Annotated in this window: 12 protein-coding genes; 5 read left to right on the forward strand and 7 right to left on the reverse strand. The window is 71.0% G+C overall.

Going from position 1 to position 17,293, the window contains the following annotated elements:
- The first annotated feature begins 13 nt into the window (after positions 1-13).
- From rsmA to VFV19_15255, 4 genes are read left to right on the forward strand one after another with little or no spacing between them, the layout of a single operon-like run.
- The gene (gene rsmA, locus VFV19_15240; protein HEX4825655.1) at positions 14-826 is read left to right on the forward strand and encodes a 16S rRNA (adenine(1518)-N(6)/adenine(1519)-N(6))-dimethyltransferase RsmA; all 813 of its coding nucleotides are present in this window, start codon (positions 14-16) and stop codon (positions 824-826) included.
- A 40-nt stretch (positions 827-866) separates the two neighbouring features.
- Complete coding sequence (locus VFV19_15245) at positions 867-2,525, forward strand: ribonuclease J (protein HEX4825656.1); 1,659 nt, start codon at positions 867-869, stop codon at positions 2,523-2,525.
- Positions 2,526-2,537: 12 nt separating this feature from the next.
- On the forward strand, positions 2,538-4,859 hold the full coding sequence (locus VFV19_15250) for a DNA translocase FtsK 4TM domain-containing protein (GenBank protein ID HEX4825657.1): 2,322 nt from the start codon (positions 2,538-2,540) through the stop codon (positions 4,857-4,859).
- Positions 4,856-6,490: a tetratricopeptide repeat protein gene (locus VFV19_15255; GenBank protein ID HEX4825658.1), complete on the forward strand. Its 1,635-nt coding sequence runs from the start codon at positions 4,856-4,858 to the stop codon at positions 6,488-6,490. The genes VFV19_15250 and VFV19_15255 overlap by 4 nt, the downstream gene beginning before the upstream one ends.
- Here VFV19_15255 and VFV19_15260 read toward each other — a convergent pair.
- Positions 6,487-7,317 (reverse strand): CoA ester lyase, encoded by an 831-nt coding sequence (locus VFV19_15260; GenBank protein ID HEX4825659.1) that lies wholly within the window; start codon positions 7,315-7,317, stop codon positions 6,487-6,489. The genes VFV19_15255 and VFV19_15260 overlap by 4 nt on opposite strands.
- On the reverse strand, positions 7,314-8,405 hold the full coding sequence (gene amrS, locus VFV19_15265) for an AmmeMemoRadiSam system radical SAM enzyme (protein HEX4825660.1): 1,092 nt from the start codon (positions 8,403-8,405) through the stop codon (positions 7,314-7,316). The genes VFV19_15260 and amrS overlap by 4 nt, the downstream gene beginning before the upstream one ends.
- 44 nt (positions 8,406-8,449) lie before the next feature.
- Here amrS and VFV19_15270 point away from each other — a divergent pair, with 44 nt between their 5' ends.
- On the forward strand, positions 8,450-9,910 hold the full coding sequence (locus VFV19_15270) for a tetratricopeptide repeat protein (GenBank protein ID HEX4825661.1): 1,461 nt from the start codon (positions 8,450-8,452) through the stop codon (positions 9,908-9,910).
- Here the strand turns inward: VFV19_15270 and VFV19_15275 are convergent.
- Genes VFV19_15275 through VFV19_15295 form a run of 5 tightly spaced genes read right to left on the reverse strand, consistent with a single transcriptional unit; the run spans position 9,907 to position 17,293 of the window.
- The gene (locus VFV19_15275; GenBank protein ID HEX4825662.1) at positions 9,907-11,358 is read right to left on the reverse strand and encodes a hypothetical protein; all 1,452 of its coding nucleotides are present in this window, start codon (positions 11,356-11,358) and stop codon (positions 9,907-9,909) included. The genes VFV19_15270 and VFV19_15275 overlap by 4 nt on opposite strands.
- 28 nt (positions 11,359-11,386) lie before the next feature.
- Positions 11,387-12,079, reverse strand: a complete 693-nt coding sequence (gene rnc, locus VFV19_15280; GenBank protein ID HEX4825663.1) for a ribonuclease III — start codon at positions 12,077-12,079, stop codon at positions 11,387-11,389.
- Positions 12,076-12,576, reverse strand: a complete 501-nt coding sequence (locus tag VFV19_15285) for a hypothetical protein (GenBank protein HEX4825664.1) — start codon at positions 12,574-12,576, stop codon at positions 12,076-12,078. The genes rnc and VFV19_15285 overlap by 4 nt, the downstream gene beginning before the upstream one ends.
- Positions 12,573-14,285, reverse strand: a complete 1,713-nt coding sequence (locus tag VFV19_15290) for a tetratricopeptide repeat protein (GenBank protein HEX4825665.1) — start codon at positions 14,283-14,285, stop codon at positions 12,573-12,575. Before VFV19_15290 ends, VFV19_15285 begins: the two co-directional genes overlap by 4 nt.
- Positions 14,282-17,293, reverse strand: coding sequence for a fused MFS/spermidine synthase (locus VFV19_15295; protein ID HEX4825666.1), 3,012 nt, complete (start codon positions 17,291-17,293; stop codon positions 14,282-14,284). Before VFV19_15295 ends, VFV19_15290 begins: the two co-directional genes overlap by 4 nt.

The raw sequence follows: 17,293 nt of genomic DNA on the forward strand, positions 1-17,293 counted from the left end.
ACTCCTTCACTCCGTGCGCCGTCAGCAATCTAGCACGCGCCGACAAGCGCCCCGGGCGCGGCGGCGCTTCGGCCAGCACTTCCTGGCCGACCGCTCCGCGATCGCGCGGATCGTCGCGAGCCTGGGGCCGATCGAGGGGGTCGCGGTCGTCGAGATCGGGCCCGGGCGCGGTGCGCTCACCGAGGCGCTGCTCGCGGAAGGAGCGCGCGTCGTCGCGATCGAGATCGATCGCGACCTCGCCCGCGCCCTCGCGGACGCCCACGCCGATCCTCCGCTCCGCGTGATCGCCGCCGACGTCCTCGAGGTGCCGCTCGCGTCGCTCGGCCGCGACCTCCTCGTCGTCGGCAACCTGCCCTACAACGTCTCGAAGCCGGTCGCGATGAAGCTCTGCGAGGAGCAGGGCGCGGTGGCGCGCGCGGTCCTCATGTTCCAGCGCGAGGTCGCCGACCGTCTGACCGCGGCCTGCGACACCGGCGCCTACGGTCCGCTCACCGTCCTCGCCGGCCTCATTTTCCGGATCGAGCGCCTCTTCGACCTTCGCCCCGGTGCCTTCCGGCCGCCGCCCGAGGTGACCTCGACCGTGACCCGCTGGACGCGCCGCGACGATGCGTTGGCCGCGGCGCTCGTCCCGGCGCTCAAGACGACGCTCAAGATCGCCTTCGCGCGGCGGCGGCAGACGCTCCAGAAGAACCTGCGCGCCGGCCTTCACGTGGACGAGCGCCGGGCGGCCTCGTGGCTCGAGGAGGCCGGGCTCGACGGGAGCGTGCGTGCGGAGGCGGTTCCGCCCGACGGGTTCCTGCGGCTGGCCGCGGTGCTGCCGTCCTGACGGTATAATTCAGCGGCGAACCCCGAGTTGCGGAGGCCCCGTGTCGCGTCCGCGCGCGCTCGAGATCATCCCACTGGGCGGTCTCGGCGAATTCGGCATGAACCTCATGGTCTACCGGTACGGCCGCGACTGTGTCGTCGTCGATGCCGGCATGATGTTCCCCGGCGCCGAGCACCTCGGCGTCGACGTCGTCGTGCCGAACATGGAGTTCCTGGACGATTGCGGCACCGTCCACGCCGTCCTCCTCACCCACGGCCACGAAGATCACATCGGCGCCCTGCCCTACCTCCTCGCGCGCCGTGAGGTGCCCGTCTACGGCGCCCCGTACACGCTCGGGCTCGTCCGCGGCCGCCTCGCGGAGCACGATCTCGGCCGCGCGCGCCTCCAGCCGTTCCCGCCGTCCGGCAACCCGCTCGTGCTCGGACCGTTCTCGGTCGAGACCCTGCCGGTCTCGCACTCGATCCCGCAGTCGGCGATGCTGATCCTGAGGACGCCGGTCGGCACGATTGTCCACACCGCCGACTTCAAGCTCGACCCGTACCCCCTCAAGGGGCCGGGGACCGACCTCGTCCGTCTCGCACGCCTCGGCGAGGAGGGCGTGCTGGCGCTCCTGTCGGACAGCACGAACGCCGACCGCCCGGGGTTCACGCCGGGCGAGCGCACGGTCGGCCCCGCGCTCGACCGCGCGATCGCGGGCGCGCCGGGGCGCATCCTCGTGACGACCTTTTCGAGCAACATCGACCGCATCCAACAGATCGTCGACATCGCGCGCGCCCGCGGGCGGTCGGTCGCCATCGTCGGCGCATCGATGGAATTCCACACGGAGATCGCCGAGCACCTCGGCTTGCTCCGCATCCCCCCGGGCATCCGCGTCGCCGCCGAGACGGCGATGGGGCTGGCCCCCGAGCGGGCACTCTTCCTCGTCACCGGCTCGCAGGGGGAGCCGACCTCCGCGCTCGCGCGGATCGCCGTCGACAAGCACCGCGACGTCGTCCTCTCCGCCGGCGACCTCGTGCTGCACTCCGCGCGCTCGATCCCCGGCAACGAGAAGCCGATCGCGCGCATGACGAACCACCTGCTGCGTCGCGGGGCCACGGTCGTCACGGGGTCCGACGCGCCCATCCACGTCTCGGGCCACCCTTGCCGCGACGAGCTGCGCCTCCTCATCCACCTCCTGCGTCCGCGCTTCCTCCTCCCGATCCACGGCGAATACCGCCAGCTCGCCGCGCACGCCGCCGTCGGCCGGGCGTGCGGCCTCGCCGACGAAGGCGTCGTGCTCGCGGACACGGGAGACCTCCTCGAGCTGACGCCCGAGTCCCTCCGCCGCGCCGGCCGCGTCCCCGTGGGCCAGGTCTTCATCGACGGCACGCAGGACCAGATCGACGTCGCCATGCTGCGCGACCGGCGGCAGATCGCCGGCGACGGCATCGTCGTCGCGGTCGTGGCGGTGCACCGCGGCACCGGGCGGGTCGACGGTCCGGCCGAGATCGCGAGCCGGGGCTTCGTCTCGGACGCCGAGGAGGAGGAGCTGCTGCGCGAGGCGCGCTCCGCGGTCGCCGCCGCCCTCGCCGAAACCTCGGAGGAGGAGCGCGCCGACGAGGGGCTGCTCAAGGCGAAGATCCAGGCAGGCCTCCGGCGGTTCCTCAGGAAGCGCACGCAGAAGCGCCCACTCATCATTCCGGTTGTCGTTGAGTTATAAAGTGGGGCCTCGATGGACGTGACGTTCGCCAAGTGGCGCAAGAAGCGCTGGTTCGACGAGGTCGCCGGCCTCCTCCTGCTCCTGTTCGCCGTGCTCGCGACCTGCGCGCTCGCCAGTTACCACGGGACCGACGCGACCTGGTTCCAGCGGCAGCCGGATCTCCACCGGGCGGCCAACTGGATCGGCCGGGTCGGCGCCACGCTCGCCGAGCTGCTGCTCCAGCTCCTCGGCACGGCGTCGTTCCTGGTCCCGGTCGTCCTCGCGATCACCGGCTGGAACCGCTTCCGTGGGCGGAGCGTCGCCGCCTCGTACGGGCGCCTCCTCGGCCTCGTCGCGCTCCTGGTCGCGCTCGCGACCCTCCTCGACCTCCTTTACGGAAGGATCGTCTACGGCGGAGAGGGGTTCGGCGCGGGCGGCTACGTCGGCGCACGCCTCGCCGGCGCGCTCTCGGATCTCATGAACCCGCTCGGCGCGATGCTCACCGCGGGGACGTTCCTCGCCGCGACGATCGTCCTCACGACACGCTTCTCGTTCGCCCGGACCGCCGAAAAGGTCGGGGCCGGCATGGGCGCACGCGTCGAGAACGGACTCGCGCTCTGGAAGGCGCGGCGGGAGGCCAAACACAAGGAGCAGCAGAAGCGCGCCGTCGAGAAGAAGCACGCGAAGTCGGCGAGCGCGAGAGAGAAGGTCCCCGATCCCACGATGCCGCCGGGGAGGCGCCCCGCGATCCCCCTCGCCGAGGACCGCGAGGACTTCGATCTCCCTCCGCGGCCCGCGCCGCCCTCGGCCCCTCCCAAGGTCACCACGCGCGCGGCAGCCCCCACCAAGAAGGAAGCTCCCGCGAAGCAGGCGACGCTGCTCGAGGCGGCGCCGGCGGGCGGCTACAGCCTGCCGCCGCTCGAGCTCCTGAACGAGCCGAAGCCCCAGGAGGGAGAGAGCGAGCAAGACCTCCTCGCGCGCGCGCAGATCATCGCCGACAAGTTCCGCGAGTTCGCGGTCGACGGGAAAGTCGTCGCGATTCACCCCGGTCCCGTGGTGACGACGTTCGAGTACGCGCCGGAGGCTGGCGTCCGGTATTCGAAGATCGTCGGCCTCGTCGACGACCTGTGCATGGGCCTGAAGGCGGAGTCGATCCGCATCGACCGGATCCCGGGCCGTTCGACCGTCGGCATCGAGGTGCCGAACCGCCACCAGGAGGTGATCTTCCCGCGCGAGCTGCTCGCCTCCGACAAGTACCGCGCGTCGAAGTCGAAGCTGACGATGGCGTTCGGCAAGGACATCAACGGCGAGGTCTTCACCGCGGAGCTCGAGCGGATGCCCCATCTTCTCATCGCGGGCGCGACGGGCGCGGGCAAGTCGGTCGGCTTGAACGGGATGATCACGAGCATCCTCTACAAGGCGACGCCGGCCGACGTCCGCTTCATCATGATCGACACGAAGATGATCGAGCTGGGGATGTACGCGGAGATCCCCCACCTCCTCATCCCCGTCGTCACCGATCCCAAGCACGCGTCGACCGCGCTCAAGTGGGCCGTGCGCGAGATGGAGCAGCGCTACAAGAAGCTCGCCTCCATCGGCGTTCGCAACATCGACCAGTTCAACCACGCGCTCGCGGAGACGCCGAGCCGCACGATGAAGGACGAGCGCACCGGCGAGGAGAAGGCGCTCTCCCCGCTCCCCTTCATCGTCATCGTCATCGACGAGATGGCCGACCTCATGATGGTCTCCTCCGCGGACGTCGAGGAGTCGATCATGCGCCTCGCGCAGATGGCGCGTGCCGTCGGGATTCACCTCATCCTCGCGACCCAGCGGCCGTCGGTCGACGTCATCACCGGGACGATCAAGGCGAACTTCCCCGCGCGCATCGCGTACCGCGTCAGCCAGCGCGTCGACTCGCGGACGATCATCGACCAGCAGGGCGCCGAGCACCTGATCGGCCGGGGCGACATGCTGTTCCTGCCCTCGGGCTCGGCGCGCCTTTCGCGCCTCCACTCCGGCTACATCACCGAGCCCGAATTGAACCGGATCGTCGCCTTTCTGAAGAAGCAGGCGAAGCCGGTCTACGACGAGTCGGTCTTGAAGGACCCGGAGGAGGAGAAGTCGGGCACCTTCGACGCCGGCGACCGCGACACGATGTACGTGGAAGCCGTCCGGCTCGTCCTCCAGGAAGGGATGTGCTCGATCACCCTCATCCAGCGCCGCATGCGCCTCGGCTACGCGCGGGCCGCGCGCATCGTCGACATGATGGAACAGGAGGGGATCATCGGCCCCGCCGACGGCAGCAAGCCGCGTGAGCTCTTGGTCGGCTCCGAGATCCTCGAAACGCTCGCGTGAAGCTCCGCCCGCTTCTGCTCCTCCTCGGGGCGGTGCTCCTGACCCATCTTCCCCTGCTCCGCGCCGGCTACGTCCAGGACGATCACGTCGCCGTCGAGGCGGCGCACGGCACCGGCGGCATCCTCGAATCGTCGTACTGGGAAGGGCTCAAGGGCGCAGACCGCTCGCTCTGGCGACCGGTCACCGTCGCGACGTACGCCGCCGAGCGCGCGGTCTTCGAGACTCCGTTCCCGGCGGCCTCTCACGCGATCAACCTCGTCCTCCACGCCGCGGTCGGCCTCCTCCTCTTCTCGATCGCGCGGGCGCTCGGCTTCGGCGAGACCGCCTCGCTCCTCGGCGCGCTCCTCTTCGCGGTGACGCCTGCGAAATCGGAGGCCGTCGCGAACGTCGTCGGGCGCGCGGAGATCCTGGCTGCGCTTTTCACGCTCGCCGCCGTGCGGCTCGCCCTCTCCCGTCCCTCTCGCCCGGCCGCCTGGGGCGCCGGGCTCGCCGTCCTCCTCGCGTGCGCGTCGAAGGAGACGGGGTTCGCTGCGCTTCCTCTCGTGGCTCTTGCGCTCCTCGTCTCGCGAGCGCGCGGACGCGACCTCGCGGGCATGCTCCTCCCGTCGGTCCTGGCCGTCGTCGTCGTCGCGATCGCGCGGACGCACGCGCTCGAGTCGTTCTTCCCGCCTCAGACGATCCCGGTGATGGACAACCCGCTCGTCGCCGAGACCGCCATGCGCAGGCTCGCGACCGCGCTCGGGCTCGTCGCGCGCTACGCCCGGATCGTCCTCTTTCCCTGGCACCTCTCGAACGACTATTCCGGAGCTTCGATCGCGATCGAGACGAGCTTCCTCGCCTTCCGGCCGCTCGTCGGCATCGCGCTGCCGGTGGCCGGCCTCGTCCTGGCACTTCGAGGAAGGCGATCGGCGCTCCTGGTCGCCGTCGTGCTCCTCCCCTATCTCCTCGTCGGCAACCTCCTCGTTCCCGTCGGCGCGATCATGGCCGAGAGGTTCCTTTATCTCCCCGTGGCCGGCCTGGCGCTTCTCGCCGCGGCGCTCCTCGACCGGTGGGACGGCCGAGCGGCCCCTGGCGTCACCGGCGTCCTCGTCGCCTTCCTCGCCGTTCACATGTTCGCGCGCGCGATCGAATGGCGGAGCGACGCGACGATCTTCGCCGCGACCGAGCGGAACAACCCCGGGAGCCCGCGCGCCCCGTACTGGCTCGGCTCGATCGCGGAAGAGCGCGGCGACATGGACGCGGCCTCACGAGAGCTCGACAAGGCGATCCGCAACTGGCCCGCGTTCGCGCCTGCATGGCTCGACAAGGGCTTGGTCCTTGCCCGCCGCGGACGGCTCGACGAGGCGCGCGGCGCCTTCGCCGAGGCGGTGCGCCTCGAGCCGCAGTGGGCGCAGGCCCACCTCGACCTTGCTCTGGCGCTCCACCGTGCCGGCGACCCCACGTCGGCGCTCAAGGCGGCGCGCAAAGCGACGCTCGCCGATCCTGCCGACGCCAAGGCGTGGGCGGAGGCCGGGCATCTCTTCTACGAGACGGAGGACTTCGCCGGCGCCGCGGCCGCCTACCGGCATGCGGTCGATCTCGGCCGTTCGGATCTGGCGGCGCGCCTGAGGGACGCCGCGTCGCGTCGCTAGGCTTCGCCCAAGATCCTGCGGGCGACGGTGACGTGGAGCGCCTCGATCATCTCGCCGTCCACGGTCACGATCCCGTGCGCGTCGCCTTCCCCGTCGCGCCAAGCGGCGAGCACGCGCTCGGCCCACGCGATCTCCTCCGGGGCGCGCGCGTAGACCTCGTGGATCGGCTCGATCTGTGACGGGTGGATGCAGCTCTTCCCGTCGAAGCCGAGGTCGCGGGCGATCACGGCGTGACGCTTCAGGCCCTCGTCGTCGCGGTAATGGAAGTAGACGGAGTCGATCGCGGCAGCGCCGTGCATGCGCGCCGCGATCACGATCTCGCCGAGCGCGTGCCGCTCCCAGCTCCGCCTCTCGTCGGGACGCGCGCCGAGCGAAAGACGGAGATCGGCCGACCCCAGGATGAGCATCCTTACGCTCGGGTGCGCGCCCGCGAGATCCTTGGCGGAGGCCACGCCGCGCGCGCTCTCGATCATGAGCGCCGTCGCCGTTCCGTGCTCGGCGAATCGCGCGGCGAGCATGCCCGCCCGTTGCGGATCTTCGGCCTTCGGGAGCACCACCGCGGGCGGGTGCGCGTAGCCGACGAGGGTCAGGTCGGCCGGAGGGGGGCCGATCGGGCCGGCGTTGACGCGGAGCATCCACGGACGCCCGCCGAGGAGCCCGCGATCGACCGCCTGCCGCACGTGCTCGCGCGCCGCGTCCTTCTCGGCCGGAGCGACGCCGTCCTCGAGGTCGACGATGATCAGATCGGCGCCGGCCGAGACGGCCTTCTCGAGCCGCCTCTCGTTCGAAGCGGGGACGTAGAGCACGCTGCGCGGCGCGCGGGTCATGCCGCCCGCCCCTGCCAGTACCCGGCGATCGAGCTGCCGCAGGCCGCGCACGCGCCTCCGGGCGTGAGCGCGCGAACCTCGACCGCATAGCCGCGCCGCGCGACGAGCGTCGCCCCGCACGACGGGCACCGCGTGTCTTCATGGGTGCCGACCGCGCCCGGCAGATTTCCGGCATAGACGAATCGCAGGCCCGCCGCGCGTCCGGTCTCGGCCGCGCGGAGGAGATCCGACGCGGTCGTCGCGCGCGTCCCGGTCATCTTGTAGTCGGGATGGAACGCGGTGACGTGCCACGGGATGTCCGGCGACACCGACGCCAGGAAGGACGTGAGGTCGGCGATCTCCGCCGGATCGTCGTTCACGCCCGGGATGAGGAGCGTGACGATCTCGAGCCAGATCCCGCTCTCCTTCAGGCTGCGGATCGTGTCGAGGACCGGAGCGATGCGGCCGCCGAGATCGCGGTAGTGCTCGTTCCGGAAGCCCTTGAGGTCGACCTTGTAGAGATCGAGGTGCGGACGGAGGTAGGCGAGGACCTCCGGCGTCGCGTGCCCGTTCGAGACGAACCCGCAGACGAGTCCCGCGGCCTTCGCTGCGGAGAAGACCTCCGCCGCCCACTCCGCGGTGATGAGCGGCTCGTTGTACGTCGAGACGAGGACGGGACAGCCTCGCGCCTCGGCGGCGGCGACGAGGTCATCGGCGCCGACGTCACGCGGGCCGCCGGACGCCGCCGGGTCGCGGAGGGTCTGCGAGGTCACCCAGTTCTGGCAGTATGCGCAATGCAGGTCGCAGCCGAGCATGCCGAACGACAGGACCGAAGCACCGGGGAGCGCGTGAAAGAACGGCTTCTTCTCGATCGGGTCGATCTGCAAGGCGGCGACGTAGCCGCGTGGCACGCGGAGGGTTCCCTCGCGGTTCGACCGGACCCGGCAGATGCCGTCGAGGCCGGGGAGGACGACGCACCGGTGGGCGCACGCCAGGCACCGGACCCTGCGCTCGGGAAGGGTCAGGGCGAGCGCGGGCGCGGCCGTGGCGGTGCGTTGCTCCAGCGCCTCGGCAACGGAAACCATCTCGGGGACGAGGCGGCGTGCCATCGGTGCCGAGTGTACCCGCACGGCCCCTTGGTAGCATCCCGTCCGTGAGCCGCTCCCTGAAGCACGCCCTCTTCGCCGCCGCGGTCGCGACGGCGCTCTACCTGCCGTCGCTCCGGTTCGGCTTCACCTACGACGACGCCGCGGTCGTCGAGAACCAACCGCAGATCACCGGCCACGCCTGGGGAGCGATGCTCGTCTCGCCCTACCACACGGGCGCCACGACGCGGACGCCGACCGGCCTCTACCGGCCCCTGGCGACCCTGTCCCTTGCTGCGAACCACGCGGTGAGCGGACTCCACCCGTGGAGCTACCACCTGCTCAACGTCCTCCTCCACGCGCTCGTCGCGGCGCTCGTCGTCGCGCTCGGCGCGGCGCTGGGGCTGCCTCCGCAGGCCTCCCTCGTCGCCGGCCTGGCGTTCGCCGTCCACCCGGTCCACGTCGAGCCGGTCGCGAACGTCGCCGGCCGCGCCGAGCTCCTCTCCTCGGCGTTCGCCGCCGCCGCGCTCGCTCTCTACCTGCAAGGCCGGCGCGTCGCGGCCTCTGTCCTCGCCCTCGCTGCCTGCTTCTCGAAGGAGAACGCGGTCACGCTCGCCGGCATCGTCCTTCTGTGGGAGGTCGTCAATCGTGCTCCGCTCCGGGCCGCGCTCAGGCGCGCTGCGGTCGTGATCATCCCGGCCGTCGCCTACCTCCTCGTCCGCGTCGCGGTGCTCGGCGGCCTGACCGTTCCCGCGGCGTCGGTGACCGCGGTCGAGAATCCGGTCGTCGGCCTTCACGGCCTCGCGCGCGCGGGCACGCTTCTCGCGACCTTCGCACGCGCGGCCGCGCTCGTCCTCACCCCCCTCCGCCTCGCGCCGGATTACGGCTTCGCGGACACGGTCGCCTCGCGCTCGCTCCTTTCGCCGGGCCCGCTCGCGGGCCTCGCCGTGCTCGCCGCGCTCACCGCGGGGATCGTCTGGGCCTGGCGCCCTGCGCCCCGCGTTGCGTTCCTCTTCGGCGCGAGCGCGATCGCCTACGCGATCGTGTCGAACGTGCTCGTCGTCATCGGGACGATCCTCGGCGACCGGCTCCTCTACTTTCCCTCGGTCTTCCTGTGCCTCCTCTTCGGCATTGCCGTGGCGAGGATCTCGGGGTGGGCGTCCTGGACGTTGGCCGCGATCGTCCTCGCCGCTCTCACGGTCCGCGCCGCGATCTACCTACCGAAGTGGCGCGACGACACGACGCTCTTCGCGTATGCGGCGCGTGTCGCGCCCGACAGCGTGCGGAGCGTCGGAAGCTGGGGCGCGCTCCTCGCCGAGTCCGGAAAGCTCGAGGAGGCGCGCCCCTTGCTCGATCGCGCCGTCGCGCTCGCGCCCGATTTCATCCCCGCGCGCCTGAACCGCGCCGCCGCCGAGATGATGGCGGGAGACCTCGACGCCGCCGAGGCCGACGCGCGTCATGTCCTGAGTCTCGACCCGGACGACCCGATGGCGCGGCGGCAGCTCGCCGCGATCGCCGCGCGGCGCTAGTTCTTGTCGTCGTCTTCCGCGGCGGGAGCCGAGCCCTCGTCCAAGATGTGGACGTCTTGCTGGGCCACGACGTGGATGACGGGTCGCGAGCCGTTGTTGACCGGGCCCTGCGCCTCCTTGTCGTCGTTCAGGACGCGGACCGTCGCGATCGAGGAGTCGACGCGGCCGTACTTCGACTTCGCCTCGACCCGGCACGCGGCGCTCGACGGGAACTTGAGCGTCACGCCGCCGCTCTTGTTCACGATCTGCGAGTCCTTGTCCGCGCTCAGCGAGGTCCACGAGACCTCGGCTTCGCCGCCGTCGAGGTCGAGCTGAACCGAGCCGATCCCGTCGGTGAGATGGACGTCGGCGCCGACAACGACCGCCTTGACCGCCCCCTGAGCGCGCTGCACGGTGAGGCTCCCGCGATCGAGGTGCAGATCGCAGGTCGTCGGCTTGTCGATATTGAAATCGGAGACGCTCGCCTCGACGTACGTCTCGCCGCCGACGTCGACGATCTTCGCCTTGATCCCGTCCCCCTGCACCCGCAGGCCGTCCTGGATGCCTTCGATGTTCAGCTCCGAGTTCCGGAGCCTCACCTCGAGAATGCCGGCGTTGTCCTTGCCGCGGACGTTCCCGCCGTAGAGATCGAAGTGCAGCGCGGCCGCCATCTGCTGAAACTCCACGGTCGCGTCGCTCGTGACCGTGATGTCCCCCTTGCCGTCTTGGAGCATCAGAGGGGCGCCCGTGAGCTGGAGCTCGCCGCCGGCGAGCCCCTTCGCCGTCACCGAGCCCCGGCTGGCCTTGACGTGAATCAGCGCCGTCGCGCCGTCGATCGTCACCTTCGCGTCTTCCGCCTCGACGTCCGCCGCCGCCGTGAGATTGTGGAGGCCGACGAGGCCGCCCGACGCGTGGACGTTCACGCCGCCGTTGTTGTCGGTCACCGTGAGCGACGTCCCGCGGGTCCGCAGAACGAGATCGTGCGAGCTCGTCACGGTGAGGTTGCCGCCGGCGACGTCCGCCGCGACCGCGCCGGACGTCTGGATGGTCGATCGTAGCTCCTTGCCGCCGAGATCGATGGCACCGTCGATCCCGTCGATCGCGACGTCGGAGCTCGACGCGACGACCCGGACGTTGAACGTGCGCGGGACGTCGATCCGAAGGGTCCGAGGCGCTTCGCCCTGCCCTTGCGCCGGGCCGACGATCAGCCTCGCGCCGTCCTGCCAGATCGCGACCGGAAGCTCCTTCCCTTCGGGACCGGCCGCGCGGGAGACGACGCGAAGCTCGCGCTCGTCACGGCCGGAGACGACGATCTGACCGGAGAGTCCCATCACGTCGAGACTGGATTCCTGGTCGACCGGCACGATCGCCGTCGCTTCGACCGCGAGAGGTGGGGTCGTGGGCAGGTCGGCGGCGAGCGCGCCGGCCACGCCGAAGAGCACACCGGCCAGGATGGCGCCTCCTCTCATCGCTCCTCCACGCACCAGGATCCGCTCGTCACGCGCGCTCCGCAAGATCGCGAAGCGCGGCACGCGCCGCCGCACGCTCGGCATCCTTGCGGCTCGCGCCCGACCCTTCGCCGGCAGGGCGCTCCTCGAGCAGGACCTCCGCGGTGAAGGTGCGCGCGTGCGCCGGGCCCGAGATCCCGACGATGCGATAGCGCGGGGTCACCCGCCACTTCGCCTGGACCAGCTCCTGGAGGGTCGTCTTCGCATCCTCGGCGGGGGCCACGACGCCGACGGTCGCGGCCAGCTCGGCCTTGAGATGGCGCCGCACGAAGGCGCGCGCCGAGCGGATGCCGCCGTCGAGGTACACCGCCGCGAGGACCGACTCGAACGCGTCGGCGAGCAGCGACGGTTTCGTCCGGCCCCCGCTCTGATCTTCGCCACGTCCTAGGCGCAGCGCCTCGCCGAGACCGAGGCGGCGCGAAACCTCGGCGAGCGCGCCGGTGCGGACGACCGACTGCTTGCGCCGCGTGAGCGTCCCCTCGTCCGCCGCGGGGTCGTCGCCCATCAGTCGCTCGGAGACGAGGAAGCCGAGGAGCGCATCGCCGAGGAACTCCATCCTCTCGTAATGATCGCGTGGGACCGACGAGACCTTCTCGTGCGCGCTCGACCGGTGCGTCAGAGCGCGCTCGAGGATCGAGCGATCGCCAAAGCGGTAGCCGAGCCTCGTCTCGAGGGATTTCACGGAGCCCTCGGCGGCTCGGCGATCCCGTCGGCGACTTTCGCGAACGAGCGCTGCGGACGCCCGGCGCCCTCGTAGTGATTGCCGTCGCGGTCGAGCGTGTAGTTCCACAGGGTCATGCCGTCGTCCTTGACCTCCATGACGTCGGTGTAGCGGAAGGTCTGCTTGTCGGGAATCAGCCGCTCTTCGACCGTGTCGGTGTACAGCTTCGCGTCATCGTAGCGGGTCGTGATCGCGTACGTCGCGACGAGCTGGCCGTTCAGCTTCTCCTCGCAGTGCCCGTTCCAGTCGCAGAGGATCGAGTACTTCCCGTCGAACGAGCGCTTGGTCCACCGGAAGAGCCAACGCTCGCCGACGCGCGTGATCGCGACGATCGAGACGTTCCGGTCATTCCCCCGCCGCCACGTTCCCCGGTAGCCGGTATCGGAGATCGTCGGCGGCACGCCGCAGGCGCCGAGCAACGAGACGATCGCCAGAACCGCGGCCCCGTGTCCCTTCATCGATGTCCTCCCCCGACCGCTTCGATCAATCCAGGCTCGAGCGCGATTCCGGCCGTCTCCGCGCGTTTCACGGCGGCCCGCGCCTCTGCCGGCTCGCCCGCCGCCACATAAGCCACGATCAGGTTCGTCCACGCCGCCTCATGGCGCGGCCACGCGGCGACCGCACGTTCCAGCAGGGCTCCCGCCTCCGCCGGCCGTCCGGTCGCGACGAGGATCCCCGCGAGGTTCGCCGCCGCGTCCGGCTGTTCGGGATCGGCGGCAAGCGCCTGCCGGTAATCCTGCTCGGCAGCTTGAGGCCGATGTTGCGCCGCCTCGATCGCACCCAGATTGAACCACGCGATCGCGTTCGCAGGATCGATCGTCGTCGCCCGGCGAGCCGCCGCCTCGGCGGCGCCGAGATCGCCCGCCCGCCTGTGGACATCCGCGAGCGTCGCGAGCGCCCCGGCGCGCTCGGTCCGCACGAGATCGCCCGAAGGCACGGCGAACGAGAGCCCCGCGGCCAGAAGACCCACGGCCATCGCCAACGGACGCGCCGCCTTGAGACCCGGGACACCGCACCCCGCGGGAACGGCCAGGAGGCACGCCACCGGGAGCCGGTGGCGGCTCGACACGTAGAAGAGGAGCGGCGCCAGCGCGGCGACCGCGACCGCCGACCAGAGCGGGAACCCGCCGGTCCTGACCCATCCGCTCCCCGCGACGCCGAACGCCGCCAGGCCGATGATCACGGCGAACGGCACCGGCGCGATCCAGCGCAGAGGGTTCGGGTCGAGCGCCGGCGCGTCGTCGAGCCCGTGCTCGGCGTCGTCGATCGTGAGCGCGGCCCGTCGGGCGAGGAGGACGAGCGATCCCCCGGGGTCCGCGAGGCGGGCCTGCAGTCCCTTCCTCCACCAGAAGGAGTCCGCGGTCACGGCGTCGAGAGGACGGCCGCTCTCCGCTCTCGCCTCCGCGATCGCCTCCGCCTGCTGCGTCGCGAGCGCTCCGCTGAACCCCCGCGACGGCGTGTAGACGCCGACGGCGCCGGGAGCGTTCCCCAGCCAGAACACGACGCCGCCGTTCGCCGACACGGGCACGAGGTGCCCCGATACGGCGCGGTTGTGGCACGCGGTCGGAAGCACGACGAGGGCCGCGGCGCCCACCGTCCCCACGGCGCGCGCCCAGCGGCGGCTCACGAGATCGCGCGCGGCCCAGACGACCGAGACCGGCAGGAGGTTCGGGCGCACGAGCGCGGCGAGCCCGGAGGCCACACCCGCGCCGAACCCGCCGGCGATCGCCACCGCGGCAGCCAAGGCGAGAAGCGCCAGCGGCTCTCCGAGCGGGCGCGACGCGAAGAAGAGCGCCGGATGGTAGAGGAGCACCAGGGCCGCCGCGGCGAGCCCGGCGCCGTCCCCTGCCGCGCGGCGCGCGACGATGCCCAGAAGTCCCGCCGCCGCGACGATGGCCGCATGCTGAAAGAGAAAAAGCACGCTCCACGCTTCGCCGAAGAGACGGAAGAAGACGGCGAGCGCCGCCGGGTAGAGCGGCGGCATGTAATAGACGCTCGCCGGCAGGCCGTGCGCGAGGAGGGAGCGGGCGGCATCGACGTAGTACGCGCCGTCCAGGATGGGGTGGCCGAATGTCGGATCGAACCGGGGCTGGAGGACGACGTAGGCGACGCGGAGGACGAACCCCGCCGCGAGGATCGCTCCGAGGCGGCGCCCGAACCGGCTCACGGCTTCGCGAGCTTGCGGCGGGCCTCGTCGCGCCCCGCCATGACGCCTTCCGTCGTGTCGCCGAGCGCGACCGCCGCGTCGAACTGCTCGAGCGCTCCCGTCGCATCCCCGCGCGCGAGGAGCAGGCCGCCGAGGAGGCCGCGCGGCGGGCCGAGCCTCGGCGAACGCTCGATCGCGTTCCGGTAGAGCCGCTCGGCGTCGTCCGTCCGGCCTTGCATCTGCCGGAGCGCGCCGAGCCGGTACGCGGCGCCCGCGCTCCTGGGGTAGAGCGCGACGGCGCGCGTGAGCAGCGTCTCGGCCTCCTCGAAATGCCCGTCGAAGAGATCGAGGTAGCCGACACCGACGAGCGACTCGAGGCGATCGGGCTCGTAGCGCCGCGCGAGCTCGAACGCTGCCTTCGCTTCCGCCGGGTGTCCCTCGGCCTGGAGCTTCTGGCCGCTCTTCTCGAAGTAGTCGGCGAGCACGTTGCAGGCGTACCTCTGACCGGAATCGGCGACCGGCTGAACCAGCGCGATTCCTTCCTCGAAACGCCCCGCGAGCATGGCGCTCTCCCCGGCCGCAACCGCGTCGGTTCCGGCGGCGAGCTTCAGGAATGCCTCCCGGTCGTCACCTTGGAGCCCGAGCCGGCGCGCGCGCTCCTCGGGGCTCGGCCTGAGCTCGCGGATGCGGTCGAGGTTGATGCCGACCGTCGAGGAGAACAGGGACCGCGGCGCGAAGAACTCGGTCCTCGGGCGGTCGTCGGTGTTCCTTGGAGCACCCTCGGAAAACTTCCGCGCTTCGGCCTCGTCGAACTGGTAATACGAGAGGAACTCGATCGGCCCGCGCACGCCGATTTCGCGGAGGCTCGCCGCGACCTTCGGGTCGCCGATGCGGCGCGTCAGCTCGGCGACGTCCACCGGGGGGAACGGCTCCATCCGTCCGAGCACGACGAGGCTGAGCCCCGTGTGGAAGACGCGGACGTACGGGAAGACGTCGGCGAACGTGCCGAGGATCGTGCCGACGTCCACCGTCTGCATGCGCCAGATCGGGACGAACTGGCAGATGACGCCGCCCGGGGCGAGGCGCGCCCGTGCGATCTCGAAGAACTCCTTGCTGAAGAGCGCGCCCGAGCCGGTGAGCGAGGGGAAGTTCGGCGCCGACGAGATGACGTCGAACTTCTCCTTCGTGAGCTTGAGGTAGTTCTTGCCGTCGTCGATCTTCACTTCGAGCTTGGGGTTGTCGAGGAGGCCGTTGTTCTCCTTCTCGAAGAACCGGCTGGCGACGAAGACCCCCTTCTCGATCTCGACGCCGATGAGGCGGTCGACGTCGTAGAGCGCGATCGAGCCGGCGGTGACCCCTGCGCCGAGGCAGATGATGCACGCCTTCTTCGGTTTGACGGGCGCCAACGCCATCGGGAGATCCCCGAGCATCCGCTGGATGAACATGTCCTCGAAGTGATTCGACGCGGTCGTGCTGCCGTTCACCGTGATGAAGCGGCCCTTGGGGCTCTCGTACGAGATGATCGTCTCGTTGTATCCCTCGGTGTAGGTCATGAGCTGATAGTCGGCGAGCACCCCGTCGAGCGTCGGCTTCTGTCCCTGGTCGATGAAATTCTGGGGCTCGAAGTAGACCCCGGCGCCGAGAAGGGCTCGATTCCATCGCGGGCCGAAGAGCGCGATCGCGGCGATCGCGGCGAGGGCGATCCCGGTGGGGAGGACCACCTTCGGCTGGAGCGAGCCCTTCTCGGCGGCGATCGTGCCCACGGCGAGGACTGCGCTGACGAGGATGACGAGGACTAGAGTGCGCTCCATGCCGATCGTCGGCAGGAGAACGAAACCCGCGCCGAACGAGCCGAGGATCGCCCCGACCGTGTTCCACACGTAGACGAGGCCGATGCGCCCGCCGGTCCCTCGGCCCCTCGCGGGCGCGAGCTTGACGACCAGCGGGAAGGTGGCCCCGAAGAGGAGCGCGGCGGGGAGGAGCACGATCGCCGAGAGCAGGAACTTCGTCTCGTTGATCCCGTGGAAGTCGAGCCCGAAGGCGATGAGCCACTTCAGGAACCGGAGCGGCATCCAGTTCACCGCGAGTGCTCCCAGAAGCGAGAAGAGCGCGACGCCGCCCTGGGTCCACGCGAGGAGACGCACGGGTGACTTCACGCGATCGGCGAGCGCGCCGCCGCCGATCGATCCGAGCGCGAGCCCGAAGAGGAACACCGAGAGCATCGCGCTGAACGAGTAGACCGTCGACCCGAACACCAGGATGAGGACGCGAAACCACACCACCTCGAACGCGAGCCCCGCGAGGCCGCTGCCGAAGGTCACGGCGAACGGCCACCACGCCGGCGACGTCTCGTGAGCCGGCGCCTCATCGGCCGCGGCGGGCGGCATGTCGTCGGACGTGCGGCGATCGAGCAGGAACGCCACGGTGGCGACGAACGCGTTGCCGGCGAACGCCACCCACGTCGTGCGCTCGAGGCCGAGGGTGGGAAGCATCAGGAACCCGGCGAGGAAGCAGCCGATCGATGCGCCGAGCGTGTTGACGAAATACAGGAGCCCGATCCCGACGCCGATCGAGTCGCGCCGGCTCAGGAGACCACGGCCGAGAGCCGGAAGGGTGGCGCCCATCAGCATCGTCGGCACGAGGAGGAGGGCGAGACAGAGCACGAACCGCACGATCGACCGGACGAGAAAGCTGTCGGGGAGCGCCGGCCAGAGCGCGGCATAGAGCAAGTCCGTCAGCTTGAGGAGCCACGGGAGGAGGAGCGCGTAGACTCCGATCCCGGCCTCGAGCATCGCGAACATCCGGAGCGGACGCCGCGTCCGGTCCGCCCGCCGGCCGAGGAGCCCCGCGCCAAGCGCCATCCCTCCCATGAACGAGACGAGCACGGTGCTGACGGCGAACGCGGTGACGCCGAAGACCTCCGCGAGGAGGCGGCTCCAGACGACCTGATACGTGAGCGCGCACGCGCCGCTGACCACGAAGAGGGAGGCGAACGCCAGCAGGTGGACCGGCCGCCCGGCGCGCGCCAT

The sequence above is a fragment of the Candidatus Polarisedimenticolaceae bacterium genome, assembly GCA_036275915.1.
Lineage (GTDB): Bacteria > Acidobacteriota > Polarisedimenticolia > Polarisedimenticolales > DASRJG01 > DASRJG01.

Bases quoted from the DNA above. Each gene is read 5' to 3' on its own strand.
- VFV19_15250 (HEX4825657.1), top strand. From the start codon at position 2,538: ATGGACGTGACGTTCGCCAAGTGGCGCAAGAAGCGCTGGTTCGACGAG.
- VFV19_15260 (HEX4825659.1), bottom strand. From the start codon at position 7,317: ATGACCCGCGCGCCGCGCAGCGTGCTCTACGTCCCCGCTTCGAACGAG.
- amrS (HEX4825660.1), bottom strand. From the start codon at position 8,405: ATGGCACGCCGCCTCGTCCCCGAGATGGTTTCCGTTGCCGAGGCGCTG.
- VFV19_15275 (HEX4825662.1), bottom strand. From the start codon at position 11,358: ATGAGAGGAGGCGCCATCCTGGCCGGTGTGCTCTTCGGCGTGGCCGGC.
- VFV19_15285 (HEX4825664.1), bottom strand. From the start codon at position 12,576: ATGAAGGGACACGGGGCCGCGGTTCTGGCGATCGTCTCGTTGCTCGGC.
- VFV19_15295 (HEX4825666.1), bottom strand. From the start codon at position 17,293: ATGGCGCGCGCCGGGCGGCCGGTCCACCTGCTGGCGTTCGCCTCCCTC.